We start from the raw sequence: 13,678 nt of genomic DNA, 5'->3' as shown, positions 1-13,678 counted from the left end.
GGTTTCGCGGTCTGCTTACGATAGGCCCCAATTGAACAAGGCTTGATTGGAGGAGGAAAAGCGATGGATATTTCGAAGCTGATGTTTCGCGATGGCCTGATGGAGGGCCAGCGCATCCTGGTGACGGGTGGCGGCACCGGACTGGGGCGCGAAATGACGGAGGCTTTCCTCAAGCTGGGCGCCGAAGTGCATATCTGCGGGCGACGCCAGGGAAAGCTTGACGAAACCGCCCAAGCGCTGATGGACGCGCATGGCGGCACGGTGGTCGGCCATGCCTGCGACATCCGCGATGCGGACGCGATCAAGGCCATGGTCGATGCGATCTGGGAGCGTGGGCCGCTGACCGGCGTGGTCAACAATGCGGCGGGCAATTTCGTCAGCCGCACCGAAGACCTGTCGGTGAACGGCTTCAATGCGATCAGCGATATCGTATTTCGTGGCACATTCTATGTCACGCTGGAGGTCGGCAAGCGGCTGATTGCGGAGAAGCGCAAGGCGAGCTTCCTCTCGATCCTTACCACCTGGGTCTGGAACGGCAGCGCTTTCGTGGTGCCCTCCGCCATGAGCAAAGCGGGGATCAATGCGATGACGCAGAGCCTCGCGGTCGAGTGGGGCCGCTACGGCCTGCGCTTCAACGCGATCGCGCCCGGCCTCTTCCCGACCAAGGGCATGAGCGCGCGCCTCTCGCCCGGCGGACGTGGCGGGAATTCCAACGACGAAATGAACCCGATGGGCCGCCACGGCGAGATGCACGAACTCGCCAATCTCGCGACCTTCTTGATGGGTCCGGGCGCGGAATGGGTGAACGGTCAGACCATCGCCATCGACGGCGCGGGCTACCAGGCGACTGGCGGCACCTTCTGGGGCGCGCTGCATGGCCTCGGCGACGAAGAATGGTCCGCGATGCGCGACATGATCAAGGGGACGAATGCGCAGGATAAAGCGGAGCGGAGTACGTAGGTTTCGCTGCGCATTCTGGTTCTTGTTTTTCGCACCGACATCCGTCGGCGCGTCCTCGGCGCTGATCCTCCCTCGCTTCGCTCGGTCAGGCACCTGCGGGCGGGCGGTCGCCCTTGCCGGGCCTCCGCCGGCCCGGATTTTGCGCGAGCCCTTCTCTCCCAGAGCACCGAGCGCAGCGAGGCAAGCGCGACTGCGCGCCCGCAGCGATGCGACCTTCAGGTCGCGTGAGCGAGGATAGCCTAAGGCCGCGGATGCGGCCGCCGGCGCCTGAGGCTAAATCAGGAAGGTATTACCGCGACCGCGGTCGCGCCGTCGCCTTCGGGAGCGGCGATGATGTCGCGGGTGACCGAACCCTTGGCGACGGTTGCGGTGGCGGGATCGCCGACGCTGGAGCGGATGCCGGGCGCAGCTGCACCGGCGCGGTCGAGCACGCTGGTTTCCACGCTGGAACGCGGGGCCGGGCCACCGAACAGTGCGTCGAGAGCCTGCTCCGCCGTCGTGCCTTCGGCCGGGCGCGGTGCACCGGGAGCGGGCGGCGTAAGATTGAAATCGGGCGGGACCACCAGCGGCGCCTGACGCTGCACGGCGAACTCATCGGGCCGGTCGCGATTGAGCAGGCCGCCGCTGCCGCAGCCCGCGGTCATGGCGCCGAGCCCGGCAATAAGGGCGATACGGGCGAATTTGGTCATCACTTGCTCTCCGCGGCATCGGCCGCCTTGGTGTTCATGAGGTCGTCGACCTCTTGGTCGTCATTGTCGCGCATGAAGAAGGCGCGCGCAAGAACGATGAGGACGCCGATGGTGATAGCTGCATCGGCGACGTTGAAAATGAGGAAGGGGCGGAAATCGCCGAAGTGCAGATCAGCAAAATCAACCACATAGCCGAGTTCGTAGCGGTCCTTGATATTACCCAGCGCACCGCCGAGGATGAAGGACAGCGCGATAATGTCGCCAAGCAACTTCTCGCGCAGCATCCAGACCGTGACCACGAGCGCGATTAGCGCCGTGACCAGCACCAAACCCCACCGCATTTCGGGCGAGGTCGCCTCGAACATGCCAAGCGAGACGCCGAAATTGCGCGTGAAGCGCAGGTCGAAGAACGGCACGATCTCCATCGCGTCGCCGATCTCGTCGATGCCGAGCGTCCTGGTAACGAAATTCTTCGACCATTGATCGGCAGCGAAGATCGCCAGCGCTATCACGCAGCCGATCAGGCGGTTTTTCATCACCGGATTCATGCGGCTGCGTCCTGCTCGGCCACGACTTCCTCGCAGCGATCGCACAGCGCGCCATCCTCGGCCACGCTGGGCAGCAGGCGCCAGCAGCGCCCGCACTTGTTCTCGTTGGTCCGGCTTACGGTCACCGTGTCGCCCTGCCCCCGCGTGACTGACGCGGTGATGAACAGTTCGGCGAGGTCGGCATCGCTGAAGCCTTCGGGCACCGCATCTGCGGGCACGGTCACATCGGCTTCGAGGCCGGAGCGGATCACTTTCTCGCGCCGCAGCGGCTCGATCGCTTCCATCACGTCTTCACGCAAGTCGCGCAGCTTGGCCCACTTGGCGCCATCGGCAGTGACGCCGGGCACCTGCGGCCATTCGAGCAGATGGACGCTGCCGCCATCTGGATAGCGCGTGCTCCAGACCTCTTCCGCCGTGAACACCAGCACCGGCGCGGCATAGCGGACCAGCGCGTGGAACAGCAGGTCGAGCACGGTGCGATAGGCGTTGCGCTTGGTGCTGTCCGGCCCGTCGCAATAGAGCACGTCCTTGCGGATATCGAAGAAGAAGGCCGACAGGTCCTCGTTGCAGAAATCGACCAGCAGGCGCGTGTAGGCATTGAAGTCGTACTCATCGACCGCCTTGCGCAGCTTCCCGTCGAGATCGGCCAGCAGGGCGAGCACATACAGCTCCAGTTCCGGCACCTCGCCCGCATCGCCCATGTCGCCGACGAAGCCGTCGAGCGCGCCCAGCAAATATCGGAAGGTGTTGCGCAGCTTGCGATACTGGTCGGCGACGCCTTTCAGGATCTCGTCGCCGATGCGGTGATCTTCGGTATAGTCGACCGAGAGCGCCCACAGGCGGATGATGTCCGCGCCGTATTGCTCCATGACCTTGAGCGGATCGATGGTATTGCCGAGGCTCTTCGACATCTTCTTGCCCTTGGCATCCATGGTGAAGCCGTGGGTCAGGATCTGGTTGTAGGGCGCGCGGCCGCGGGTGGCGCAACTTTCGAGCAGGGAGGACTGGAACCAGCCGCGATGCTGGTCGCTGCCCTCCAGATAAAGGTCCGCCGGCCACTGCATTTCCGGCCAGCGCCCGCTTTCGAGCACGAAGGCATGGGTGCAGCCCGAATCGAACCAGACGTCGAGAATGTCGGTGACCATCTCGTAATCGTCGGGATTGTGGTCGGCCCCGAGGAATTCGGCCTTGCGGCTTTCGTCCCAGGCATCGACGCCCTGTTCGCGCACCGCCTCGACGACGCGCGCGTTGACGGCCGGGTCCTGCAGATACTCGCCGGTGCCGTTTTTCACGAACAGCGTGATCGGCACACCCCAGGCGCGCTGGCGGGAGAGCACCCAGTCCGGGCGGCCTTCGACCATGGAGCCGATGCGGTTGCGGCCTTTCTCCGGCACGAAGCGCGTGTCGGCGATGGCCTCGAGGGCACGGTTTCTGAGCGTGTCGCCCTCACCCGTTCGGGCTGAACTTGTCGAAGCCCTGCCCTCTTCTTCAAATGCGGCACCAGAAGTGGAGTGCGGCCCTTCGACAGGCTCAGGGCGAACGGATTGAGAGATAAGTCCTAAATCCTTATCCATCGGCACGAACCATTGCGGCGTGCAGCGATAGATGACCTTGGCCTTGGAGCGCCAGCTGTGCGGGTAGGAGTGCTGGTAGTCGTCGCTCGCCGAAAGCAGCGCGCCGGCTTCGCGAAGGTCGGAGCAGATCGGGCCGTCGGGCGCATTGAACGTCTTGTTGATCACCGCGCGGCGGCGATCGTCGTCTCCGCCCAGCCACGGCCAGTCGTCGCGATAGCGCCCGTCGGCCATGACCGCGAATTGCGGCTCCAGCCCGTATTCACGGCACAGCAGGAAGTCGTCCTCGCCATGGTCGGGCGACATGTGGACGAGGCCCGTTCCGCTGTCGGTGGTGACGAATTCGCCCGGCAGGAAGGGGCGCGGCTTGGCGTAGAAGCCGCCGAGTTTGTGCATCGGGTGGCGCGCGACGGTTCCGGCGAGGTCGGAGCCTTTGCCAACCCAAGCAATGTTCCAGCCGCTCTCCCCGTTTTCCGCGAGCCAAGGGCTCTTTTTCACCCGCGCTAACGTGTCATTCAACCGGTCCTGAGCGACGAGAAAATAGTCACCGCCCGCGTGGACAAGAACGTATTGGATATTAGGCCCGTAAGCGAGCGCTTGGTTTACGGGTATGGTCCACGGGGTGGTGGTCCATATGATTGCTTTGACCTTCGAGCCAATGTCTTCTGCTACAGTGAGCCAACTGGACAAATCTTCGTTGGCCGTTTCCGTGATCTCGAACGCCACGTCGATCTGGGTCGAGACGATGTCCTCGTATTCCACCTCCGCCTCGGCCAGCGCGGTTTCTTCGACCGGGCTCCACATCACCGGCTTCGAGCCGCGATAGAGATTGCCCGCTTCGGCGAATTTCATCAGCTCGGCCACGATGGTCGCCTCGCTGTCGAACTGCATGGTGAGGTAGGGATTGTCCCAGTCCGCCATCACGCCGAGGCGCTTCAATTGCTCGCGCTGCACGTCGACCCAGTGCTGCGCATAGGCGCGGCATTCGGCGCGGAATTCAGCCGGGGGGACCGCTTTCTTGTCGAGCTTCTTCTTGCGATACTGCTCTTCGACCTTCCATTCGATCGGCAGGCCGTGGCAGTCCCAGCCGGGCACATAGGGCGCATCCTTGCCGAGCAGGTTCTGCGTGCGGCAGACCATGTCCTTCAGCACGTGATTCAGCGCATGGCCGATATGCATGTCGCCGTTGGCGTAGGGCGGGCCATCGTGGAAGATGAACTTGCTCCGGCCGATGCGGGCCTCGCGCAACTGCGTGTAGAGCTGCTCGTCCTCCCAGCGCGACTGGATGCCCGGCTCCTTCTGCGGGAGGCCGGCCTTCATGGGAAAATCGGTCTTGGGCAGAAAGACCGTGTCTCGATAGTCGCGTTCGGAGGCTTTGGGTTCAGTCATTGCCGCGCGCGCTTAGAAGACGGCGCGCCTCATCGCAATCTTTCTCCATCTGCGCGGTCAGCGCATCAAGGCTGTCGAACTTCGCCTCGCCGCGCAGGAAGTGGTGGAAGGCCACCTCGATTTCCTGCCCGTAGAGATCGCCGGAAAAGTCGAAGAAGTAAGGCTCGAGCAATTCCTTGGGCGGGTCGAATTGCGGCCGCACGCCGATATTGGCTGCGCCTTTCAGCTCCTGCCCGGTCGAGAGGATACGACCCGTGACAGCGTAGATGCCGTATTTCGGGCGCAAATACTGCTCGATCGACAGGTTCGCCGTGGGATAGCCGATCTCGCGCCCGCGCTTGTCGCCATGCTGGACGATGCCGCGAATCGCGAAGGGGCGGGTGAGCAGGCGCGCGGCCTCCTGCGGATCGCCTTCGCGTAGCGCCTCGCGCACGCGGCTGGAGGAAACGGGCTTGCCCTCGTCCATCACCGGCGTGGCGGCGCGCGCCTCGATGCCGACTTCCTTGCCGAGGCTGACCAGTTTGTCGAAATTGCCGCCGCGCGCCTTGCCGAAGGTGAAGTCTTCGCCGGTGACCACGCCCGCCACGCCGAGGTGCTCACCAAGCAATTTCTGGACGAAATCCTCCGCCGTTGTCCCCGCCAGTTCGCCGTCGAAATGGAAAACCAGCATCGCGGTGGCCCCGGCGGCGAGATAGAGTTCCTGTCGCTGTTCCAGCGTCGTCAGGCGGAACGGCGGCGCGTCGGGCCGAAAGTGGCGCACGGGATGCGGATCGAAGGTTGCGATAATGCTGGGGCGCCCCTCGGCGCGCGCCCAGTCGATCGCCTGCCGCGCCACCGCCTGGTGGCCGAGATGAAAGCCATCGAAATTGCCGAGCGCGATGATCGCCCCGCGCAGGCTCTCCGGCAATTGCTCGCGGTGGTCGAGGAACCTCATCCGCCCTCCTCCTCGCCTACTCGCTCGTAGGTCAGGAAGGAATAGGCCGGCGTATCGCTCTCGGCTTCGAAATCGTCACGCCCCGCAATCTGCCATTCGGGGCCGAGCGGCGGCATGAAGACGTCACCGTCGAAGTCCCGATGGATTTCGGTCAGTTCGACCCGGTTCGCATGCGGCAGGAAGACATCGAAGATCGCGGCCCCACCGATCACCGCGATATCCGCGGCTTCATCTTCGCGCCGAGCGACGGCCAGCGCCTCCTCGACCGAGCGGACGACCTCCGCCCCGGTCGAGTCCCATCGCTCGCGCCGGGTCAGCACGATATGTCGGCGGCGAGGCAAGAGACCGGGCAGGCTCTCGAAGGTCTTGCGGCCCATCACCATCGGCTTGCCCATGGTCAGCGCCTTGAAGCGCTTCAGATCGGCGGGCAGGTGCCAGGGCAGGCGGCCGTTCTTCCCGATCGCGCCATTGGCGGCGCGGGCATAGATGCAAAACAGGCTCATGCGCGGGTCAGGCGGGTGAAGTGGCCCATCTTGCGCCCATCGCGCACCTCGCGCTTCCCATAGTCGTGCAGATGGGTGTCGGCATCGGCGAGGAAGGCGTGTGCCCCCTCGATTTCTTCGCCGAGGATATTGCGCATCTCCACGCCCGCCGCCGTGGTCGCGGTATCGCCCAGCGGCAGGCCGGCGACCGCTCGGATATGATTCTCGAACTGGCTGGTCGCCGCGCCTTCGATGGTCCAATGCCCCGAATTGTGCACCCGCGGCGCCATCTCGTTGAAGATCGGCCCTTCATGCGTCGCGAAGAATTCGCAGGTGAGTACACCGACATATTTGAGCGCATCGGCGACTTCGCCTGCCAGCCGGCGGGCTTCCTGCACCTGCCCCTCCACCGCCTTGCCTGCAGGCAGCAGCGAGGCAGCAAGGATCCCGTCCTCGTGCATGTTGCGCGGGCTGTCCCAGAAGCGGATTTCGCCATCCTGTCCGCGCACGAGGATGACGGAGAATTCCGCATCGAATTCGACGAAGCCTTCGTAGATCAGCGGATCATCGGGCAATCTCAGGGCATCGGCATCGCGACCCGACCCGATGCGCCACTGGCCCTTGCCGTCATAGCCATCACGCCGGGTCTTGAGGATGCCGGGCGCACCCAGCCGGTCCACCGCGCCGACGAGATCGCTGGCCGCATCGACCTTTGCATAGGCCGCGGGCTTGCCGCCGAGCCCTTCGGCGAAGCGCTTCTCGTTCAGCCGGTCCTGCGCGGTTTCGAGTGCGCGCGGATGCGGGAAAATGCGGTCCGCCGGGATCGCCTGGGCCGTTGTGACGGGAACGTTCTCGAATTCCCACGTCACGACGTCGCATTTTGCTGCGAATGCGGCGAGAGCGGCAGTGTCGTCCCAGCGGTTGGTGAAAAAATCCTCGCACACGCCGGCTGCGACATTGTCGCCTTCGGGGGCATAGCCGATGCAGCGGTAGCCGAGCTGGACGGCGCTCATCGCCATCATCCGGCCAAGCTGGCCGCCGCCCAGAATTCCGATCGTGCCCCCGCGCCTGAGCATCAGTCGACCGGCCGCTCGGTCACGGCCTCGCTGCGTGCCTTGCGCCAGTCCTGCAGGCGTTGCGCCAGGGCGGCATCGTGGTTGGCGAGGATCGCGGCCGCCAGGAGACCGGCATTGGTCGCGCCCGCCTTGCCGATCGCCAGCGTGCCGACCGGAACCCCGGCGGGCATCTGCACGATCGAGAGCAGGCTGTCCTGACCCGAAAGCGCCTTCGACTGGACGGGGACGCCGAGCACCGGGACATGCGTCAGCGCCGCGATCATGCCGGGAAGATGCGCCGCACCGCCAGCACCGGCGATGATCACCTCCAGCCCCGCATCCGCCGCGCCCTTCGCGAAATCATACATGCGATCGGGCGTCCGGTGGGCCGAAACGATCCGCACTTCGGCCTCGACACCGAGCTCCTCGAGAACCTCCGCGGCGCAGGTCATGGTGTCCCAGTCCGATTGGCTGCCCATGACGATTGCGACCTTTGGTGAACTCGGGGCACTCACGTCAGGAGTCCTTGAGGTAATAGCGTTCACCGGCGACCGTCGTGCCGTCGAACTCGTAGATAATCGGCTGGCCGGTCGGGATTTCGAGCCCGGTAATCTCGTCGTCCGAAATATTCGAAAGGTGCTTCACCAGCGCACGCAGGCTGTTGCCATGGGCGGAGATGATCACCGTCTCGCCCTCGCCCAGCTGCGGCAGGATGGCGCTTTCCCAATAGGGCAGCACGCGCTCGATTGTCAGCTTGAGGCTTTCGGTGCGCGGCACGTCGATCCCGGCATAGCGCGGATCGTCCGCCATTTCGAATTCGCTGCCCTGTTCCATTTCGGGCGGCGGCACGTCGAAGCTGCGGCGCCAGATATGCACCTGCTCGTCGCCATGCTTGTCGCGCGTCTCCTGCTTGTTCAGCCCCGTCAGACCGCCGTAGTGGCGTTCGTTGAGATGCCAGTCGCGCGTCACCGGGATCCACAGCCGATCGCATGCCTCTAGCGCGATGTTGAGCGTCTTGATTGCGCGCTTCTGGACCGAGGTGAAGGCGGTGGTGGGCAGGACCCCCTTGGCCTTCATCAGCTCGCCCGCCTCGCGCGCTTCCTCTTCGCCCTTCTCGGTCAGGTCGACATCCCACCAGCCGGTGAAGCGATTGGCGAGGTTCCATTCGCTCTGGCCATGGCGCACGAGGATCAGCTTGGACATTCTTGCTCCCGAATTGCGTGGCTTCGCGCGTTAGCGGTCAGGTCCATCCTTGGAAAGGCCGTCCTCGCCCGAGTCGCGGATTTCGTGTCCCGGCTTGCCGCCGAGCTCCCGACCCTGGGCCTTGCGACGGCGGAGGTTCTCGCGAAGTTTCGCCGCGAGGCGGTCCTCGCGCGTCGTTTTTTCGTCCTTGGCGCTCATGGCGCAACCTTTTGCCAATTTCGCGCCTCGGCTCAAGCGAAGGTTGACTTTGCCGCCCGCTCTGCCAATAGCGCGCGCCTCCACCCCGCAAGGCGTCTTGCGGCGGCATGTGCTGCTGTAGCTCAGTGGTAGAGCGCACCCTTGGTAAGGGTGAGGCCGGGAGTTCAATCCTCCCCAGCAGCACCATTTTTCGCGGAAAAATGGGTTTTCTTTGTTTCACTCGCGCATCCGCGCGAGCGCGCTCGGCGCTCTGCGAGAAACCGGCGCTACTCCGCCTCTTCCGGCTGAGCCTCGGTCTCGCTTGCGACCAATAGCTTGTCGATCCGGCGGCCATCCATGTCCACGACCTCGAAGCGCCAGCCCTGATCGGAAAAATGCTCGCCCTCCGTCGGCAAGCGCTTCAACACATGCAGCGCATAACCCGCCGCCGTACCGAATTCGCGGTCGTCGCCATATTCGAGACCCAGTCGGTCGGCCAGGGTATCGGCAGAAAGCGATCCCGAAACCAGCAGAGACCCGTCCTCGCGCTCGACCAGTCCGGGGGCATCGCCCGGATCCTGGTCGCTGGCGAAATCGCCCACCAGCGCGGTCAGCAGGTCTACAGGTGTCACGATACCGTCGAGATGGCCGTATTCGTCATGGACCATAGCCATGGCGATCTCGGCCTGCTGCAGCACTCGCAGCGCGTCGACCGCGTCGAGCTGGTCGGGAACCACCTCGGCCTTTTTCATCAGCGCCGCCAGATCGACGGTTTCGCCTGCGACGAAGCGCGAGAGGATTTCGCGCACCTTGACGATGCCGACGACCTTGTCCGGCGAGCCGTCCGCCACCGGCATGAGCGAATGGGGGCTGCTTTCTATCGTCGCCCTGATCGCGGCGCCATCGGCATTGAGGTCGATCCAGTCGACCTCCGTGCGTGGCGTCATCACCTCGCGCACCGGGCGCTGAGCCAACCGAACAACGCCTTGCAGCATCTGGTGCTGCTCGTGCTCAATAACGCCGCTCTGGGTCGCTTCGGCAAACAGCATGTGCAGCTCTTCCGCCGTGACGGCAGCCTGCCCGCTGCGGCGAACGCCGAGCAGCTTCATGAGCAAGCCGGACGAAGCGTCGAGCAACCACACCAGCGGTGCCGCGACTTTCGCCAGCAGGGCCATCGGGCGCGCCATGACCATTGCGATCGGGGCCGCCGCCCGCAGCGCCACCTGCTTGGGAACCAGTTCGCCGACCACCAGCGTCAGATAGGTGGTGAGGGCGATCACCAGCGCGAAGCCAGCCTCTGCCGCATATTCTGCCGGAAAGCCCCACGCCGCCAGTCTCTCGCCGAGCGGCTGGCCGAGGCTGGCGCCCGAATAGGCGCCGGCGATGATGCTGATCAGCGTTATCCCGATCTGCACGGTGGAGAGGAACTTGCCCGGTTCGGCAGCAAGCCTGAGCGCAATTTTCGCCCCGCCATTGCCCTGCTGGGCCGCGGAACGAAGGCGGGCGGTGCGGGCGGATACGATCGCCAGCTCACTCATGGCGAAAACGCCGTTGAGCACGATAAGCGCCGCGATGATCAGCACATCTGTCCAGGGAAAGGGTGTCACGCCTCGTGCGCTAGCACAAAAGCGACCGCGTGCCAGCGTCTTGCGCAGCCTTTCTCCCTCGCCGCTTTGGGCGCTCGTGGAACGAGGATCGCGCGAAGGTGTTGATGAGGCACGACGCGGGATGGGCGCGTCCAACCGCGTGCGGCCGCATACAGATAACAGGCCGCGTTGAAGGAGGACTACAAAATGAAGAAGTCGCGTGTTTTGACGGCCAGCCTGGCCGCAGTATCCCTGATGACCGTTTCCGCTTGCGTCACCGACCCCAACACTGGCGAACGCAAGGTCTCGCGCACCGTGCTCGGCGGTGTTGGCGGCGCTGTTGCTGGCGGCCTTTTGGGCGGCGTCATCGGCGGCAAGACCGGACGCATCATCGGCGCGGCAGCAGGCGGCGCGGCCGGCGGCTATGTCGGCTACCGCATGGACCAGCAGATCAAGGAGCTGGAAGAACAGACTTCCGGGTCCGGCGTGGATGTGAGCGAAGTCGATGGCGGCGATGCCATCCTCGTCAATCTGCCCGACGGCGTGACCTTCGCGACCGGCAGCTACCAGATCTCGCCCGGTTTCCGCGACCTGCTCGACCGCGTGGCGGCCAGCCTACGGCAGTACCCCAACAGCCTCGTGGACGTCTATGGCCACACCGATACGACCGGCCCGTCCGACGTGAACCAGCGCCTGTCGGAACAGCGCGCGCAGGCCGTGGCGAATTACCTCATCTCGCAGGGCGTCGCATCGTCGCGCATCCGCTGGATGGGCTTCGGCGAATCGCGCCTGGCCGTCCAGACCGCCGATGGCGTCAACGAGCCGCTGAACCGCCGCGTGGAAATCAAGATCATCCCGTTCGATCAGCAGGACGTGGAAGCAGCCCAGCAATCGCAGGGCTACTGATCGGATAACCGAAGCGAAGGAAGAGGGCCGGTCTGCGGATCGGCCCTTTTTCTATGCCGCTTCTATGCGGTGGACTTTTTCTGCCCGATCACCGCGGCACGTCCCGCAAGCCGCTCAACCGCCGCCTCGTGGATGTGAGGCGAACTTGCCAGGACTCCGAAGGCACGCGGATCGCGCTTGTTGTAATCGAGTTTTTGCCCGAAGGCGTCGGTTACTGCCGCCCCGGCCTCGCGCGCGATGAGCCCTGCCGCAGCGATGTCCCACTCGAAGCCCCAGCGCAGCGTCGCTACCAGATCGGCCTCGTCGGCAGCGACCATCGCGATACGCAGCGCGATCGAATTGGGCTGGTCGACGCTCACGAGATCGCGGTCGGTCTTGGGCAGCGAGGCTGCCGGAACGCGCGATCCGGTGAAGTCGCGCCGCGTCGATGCCGCCAGCCGCTCGCCGTTACGCAGCGCGCCGCGCCCGGCGACCGCACTCCACATCTCCTGCCGCGCCGGGGCTGCGAGCATGGCGACGAGCGGGCGTCCCGCGCTGATGAGGGCGACGGAAACCGCCCAGCCCTTGCGACCGCGAATGAAATCGCGCGTCCCGTCGACCGGATCGACGAGCCAGATGAGGTCGCGGCCAAGGCGTTCGGGCGCATCGGCGGTTTCTTCCGACAGCCACCCGGCTGCAGGCAGCAGTGCGCCGAGTTCGCGCTTGAGAAAGGCGTCCACGGCCAGATCTGCTTCGCAGACCGGACTGTTCGGCTCTTTCTCCCAGCTGCGCACGTCATGGCCGGCCCCCGGCCAGAGGTCGTGGGCGATCCGTCCCGCTTCGGAGACGATCGATTCGAGGCGCTTGCTGTCGATCATGGGATCGGCAGCGCAACTGCACCCGAACGCGGCACTTTTCAAGAAGGCCTACGTATGCTTATGCGCGGCCACGATTCCCAACCCTCCAGCCGCGCATCGGCGCGAAGGACGAACGCTCTCATGAATATCCACGAATACCAGGCCAAGGAACTGCTCGCGAAATACGGCATCGCGGTGCCCGCCGGACATGCCGCGCTCACGGTCGAGGAAGCCGTGGAAGGCGCGAAGAAGCTGCCTGGGCCGCTTTACGTGGTCAAGGCGCAGATCCATGCCGGCGGCCGCGGGAAAGGCAAGTTCAGGGAGCTGGGTGCAGACGCGAAGGGTGGCGTTCGCCTCGCCAAGTCGATCGATGACGTGAAGCGCGATGCGGAAGAAATGCTCGGCAACACGCTGGTGACTGTGCAGACCGGCGACGAGGGCAAGCAGGTCAATCGCCTCTACGTCACCGACGGGGTCGATATCGCGAAGGAATACTACCTCTCGATGCTGGTCGACCGGGCGAGCGGGCAGGTCGCGATGATCGTCTCCACCGAAGGCGGCATGGACATCGAGGAAGTGGCGCATTCGACGCCCGAAAAGATCACCACCATCACCATCGACCCGGCGCAGGGCTTCATGCCGCACCACGGACGGGCGGCCGCCTTCGCGCTGAAGCTGACCGGCGACCTGAACAAGCAGTGCCAGAAGCTGACGAAGCAGCTCTACACCGCATTCATGGACCTTGACTGCGAGATGCTGGAGATCAACCCGCTGGTCGAAACCGATGACGGCCAGCTGATCGTGCTCGACACCAAGATGAGCTTCGACGGCAACGCCCTGTTCCGCCACAAGGATATCGAGGCGCTGCGCGACGAAACCGAGGAAGATCCAGCCGAAGTCGAGGCGAGCGAGTACGACCTTGCCTACATCAAGCTCGACGGCAACATCGGCTGCATGGTCAACGGCGCGGGCCTCGCCATGGCGACGATGGACATCATCAAGCTGAACGGTGCCTTCCCTGCCAACTTCCTCGACGTGGGCGGCGGCGCCACGACCGAAAAAGTCACCGCGGCATTCAAGATCATCCTTAAGGACCCGGCGGTCGAGGGCATCCTCGTCAATATTTTCGGCGGCATCATGAAATGCGACGTGATCGCGAACGGCATCGTGCAGGCGGCGAAGGACGTGAATCTTTCCGTCCCGCTGGTCGTCCGCCTCGAAGGCACGAATGTCGAAGCCGGCAAGGAAATCCTCGAGAATTCCGGCCTTCCGATCGTCAGCGCCGACGACCTGGGTGATGCTGCGCGCAAGATCGTGGCCGAGGTCAAGAAGGCCGCCTGAG

The 13,678-nt window shown here is 64.6% G+C and carries 14 protein-coding genes and 1 tRNA gene; 4 read left to right on the top strand and 11 right to left on the bottom strand.

From position 1 onward, the window contains the following. Positions 1–63: 63 nt before the first annotated feature. Positions 64–960, top strand: coding sequence for an SDR family oxidoreductase (locus P8Q88_RS08245; RefSeq protein ID WP_278323368.1), 897 nt, complete (start codon positions 64–66; stop codon positions 958–960). 278 nt (positions 961–1,238) lie between these two features. On the opposite strand, the gene P8Q88_RS08240 is transcribed toward P8Q88_RS08245, so the two are convergent. Genes P8Q88_RS08240 through P8Q88_RS08200 form a run of 9 tightly spaced genes read right to left on the bottom strand, consistent with a single transcriptional unit; the run spans position 1,239 to position 9,029 of the window. Further along, positions 1,239–1,649, bottom strand: a complete 411-nt coding sequence (locus P8Q88_RS08240) for a DUF3035 domain-containing protein (protein WP_278323367.1) — start codon at positions 1,647–1,649, stop codon at positions 1,239–1,241. Continuing rightward, positions 1,649–2,185, bottom strand: a complete 537-nt coding sequence (gene lspA / locus P8Q88_RS08235; protein WP_278323366.1) for a signal peptidase II — start codon at positions 2,183–2,185, stop codon at positions 1,649–1,651. Before lspA ends, P8Q88_RS08240 begins: the two co-directional genes overlap by 1 nt. 8 nt (positions 2,186–2,193) lie before the next feature. Next, positions 2,194–5,157, bottom strand: coding sequence for an isoleucine--tRNA ligase (ileS, locus tag P8Q88_RS08230; protein WP_278323365.1), 2,964 nt, complete (start codon positions 5,155–5,157; stop codon positions 2,194–2,196). Beyond that, positions 5,150–6,091 (bottom strand): bifunctional riboflavin kinase/FAD synthetase, encoded by a 942-nt coding sequence (locus tag P8Q88_RS08225; protein ID WP_278323364.1) that lies wholly within the window; start codon positions 6,089–6,091, stop codon positions 5,150–5,152. The genes ileS and P8Q88_RS08225 overlap by 8 nt, the downstream gene beginning before the upstream one ends. Beyond that, positions 6,088–6,594, bottom strand: a complete 507-nt coding sequence (locus tag P8Q88_RS08220) for a dihydrofolate reductase (RefSeq protein ID WP_278323363.1) — start codon at positions 6,592–6,594, stop codon at positions 6,088–6,090. The genes P8Q88_RS08225 and P8Q88_RS08220 overlap by 4 nt, the downstream gene beginning before the upstream one ends. Next, positions 6,591–7,649, bottom strand: coding sequence for a 5-(carboxyamino)imidazole ribonucleotide synthase (locus P8Q88_RS08215; protein ID WP_278323362.1), 1,059 nt, complete (start codon positions 7,647–7,649; stop codon positions 6,591–6,593). The genes P8Q88_RS08220 and P8Q88_RS08215 overlap by 4 nt, the downstream gene beginning before the upstream one ends. Then, positions 7,649–8,143, bottom strand: a complete 495-nt coding sequence (purE, locus tag P8Q88_RS08210) for a 5-(carboxyamino)imidazole ribonucleotide mutase (RefSeq protein WP_278323361.1) — start codon at positions 8,141–8,143, stop codon at positions 7,649–7,651. Before purE ends, P8Q88_RS08215 begins: the two co-directional genes overlap by 1 nt. 1 nt (position 8,144) lies before the next feature. Further along, a complete protein-coding gene (gpmA, locus tag P8Q88_RS08205) occupies positions 8,145–8,831 on the bottom strand; it encodes a 2,3-diphosphoglycerate-dependent phosphoglycerate mutase (protein ID WP_278323360.1) in 687 nt (228 codons plus the stop codon). 30 nt (positions 8,832–8,861) lie between these two features. Continuing rightward, complete coding sequence (locus tag P8Q88_RS08200; protein ID WP_278323359.1) at positions 8,862–9,029, bottom strand: hypothetical protein; 168 nt, start codon at positions 9,027–9,029, stop codon at positions 8,862–8,864. A 111-nt stretch (positions 9,030–9,140) separates the two neighbouring features. On the opposite strand from P8Q88_RS08200, the gene P8Q88_RS08195 reads away from it, so the two are divergent. Further along, positions 9,141–9,215: transfer RNA gene (locus tag P8Q88_RS08195), tRNA-Thr, on the top strand. An 80-nt stretch (positions 9,216–9,295) separates the two neighbouring features. Here the strand turns inward: P8Q88_RS08195 and P8Q88_RS08190 are convergent. Continuing rightward, complete coding sequence (locus tag P8Q88_RS08190; RefSeq protein ID WP_278323358.1) at positions 9,296–10,615, bottom strand: hemolysin family protein; 1,320 nt, start codon at positions 10,613–10,615, stop codon at positions 9,296–9,298. A gap of 186 nt (positions 10,616–10,801) precedes the next feature. Between P8Q88_RS08190 and P8Q88_RS08185 the strand changes: the two genes are divergently transcribed. Next, positions 10,802–11,500 (top strand): YiaD family glycine zipper/OmpA-like lipoprotein, encoded by a 699-nt coding sequence (locus tag P8Q88_RS08185; RefSeq protein ID WP_278323357.1) that lies wholly within the window; start codon positions 10,802–10,804, stop codon positions 11,498–11,500. 62 nt (positions 11,501–11,562) lie between these two features. Here the strand turns inward: P8Q88_RS08185 and P8Q88_RS08180 are convergent, their stop codons facing one another. Continuing rightward, entirely contained in the window at positions 11,563–12,357 is a 795-nt protein-coding gene (locus tag P8Q88_RS08180; RefSeq protein ID WP_278323356.1) for a 3'(2'),5'-bisphosphate nucleotidase CysQ, read from the bottom strand. 120 nt (positions 12,358–12,477) lie between these two features. Here P8Q88_RS08180 and sucC point away from each other — a divergent pair, with 120 nt between their 5' ends. Beyond that, on the top strand, positions 12,478–13,677 hold the full coding sequence (gene sucC, locus P8Q88_RS08175; RefSeq protein WP_278323355.1) for an ADP-forming succinate--CoA ligase subunit beta: 1,200 nt from the start codon (positions 12,478–12,480) through the stop codon (positions 13,675–13,677). Position 13,678: the final 1 nt, after the last annotated feature.

Origin of the sequence: Qipengyuania marincola, assembly GCF_029688625.1 — a bacterium.
GTDB lineage: Bacteria > Pseudomonadota > Alphaproteobacteria > Sphingomonadales > Sphingomonadaceae > Qipengyuania.
The sequence above is the reverse complement of the archived record's forward strand: the minus strand, read 5'-3'. Positions and strand labels throughout refer to the sequence as shown.

Excerpts from the sequence above, each read along its gene's own strand:
- P8Q88_RS08245 (WP_278323368.1), top strand. The coding sequence starts at position 64 with ATGGATATTTCGAAGCTGATGTTTCGCGATGGCCTGATGGAGGGCCAG.
- P8Q88_RS08185 (WP_278323357.1), top strand. The coding sequence starts at position 10,802 with ATGAAGAAGTCGCGTGTTTTGACGGCCAGCCTGGCCGCAGTATCCCTG.
- P8Q88_RS08180 (WP_278323356.1), bottom strand. The coding sequence starts at position 12,357 with ATGATCGACAGCAAGCGCCTCGAATCGATCGTCTCCGAAGCGGGACGG.
- ileS (WP_278323365.1), bottom strand. The coding sequence starts at position 5,157 with ATGACTGAACCCAAAGCCTCCGAACGCGACTATCGAGACACGGTCTTT.
- P8Q88_RS08225 (WP_278323364.1), bottom strand. The coding sequence starts at position 6,091 with ATGAGGTTCCTCGACCACCGCGAGCAATTGCCGGAGAGCCTGCGCGGG.
- P8Q88_RS08220 (WP_278323363.1), bottom strand. The coding sequence starts at position 6,594 with ATGAGCCTGTTTTGCATCTATGCCCGCGCCGCCAATGGCGCGATCGGG.
- lspA (WP_278323366.1), bottom strand. The coding sequence starts at position 2,185 with ATGAAAAACCGCCTGATCGGCTGCGTGATAGCGCTGGCGATCTTCGCT.
- P8Q88_RS08215 (WP_278323362.1), bottom strand. The coding sequence starts at position 7,649 with ATGCTCAGGCGCGGGGGCACGATCGGAATTCTGGGCGGCGGCCAGCTT.
- gpmA (WP_278323360.1), bottom strand. The coding sequence starts at position 8,831 with ATGTCCAAGCTGATCCTCGTGCGCCATGGCCAGAGCGAATGGAACCTC.
- P8Q88_RS08240 (WP_278323367.1), bottom strand. The coding sequence starts at position 1,649 with ATGACCAAATTCGCCCGTATCGCCCTTATTGCCGGGCTCGGCGCCATG.
- P8Q88_RS08200 (WP_278323359.1), bottom strand. The coding sequence starts at position 9,029 with ATGAGCGCCAAGGACGAAAAAACGACGCGCGAGGACCGCCTCGCGGCG.
- sucC (WP_278323355.1), top strand. The coding sequence starts at position 12,478 with ATGAATATCCACGAATACCAGGCCAAGGAACTGCTCGCGAAATACGGC.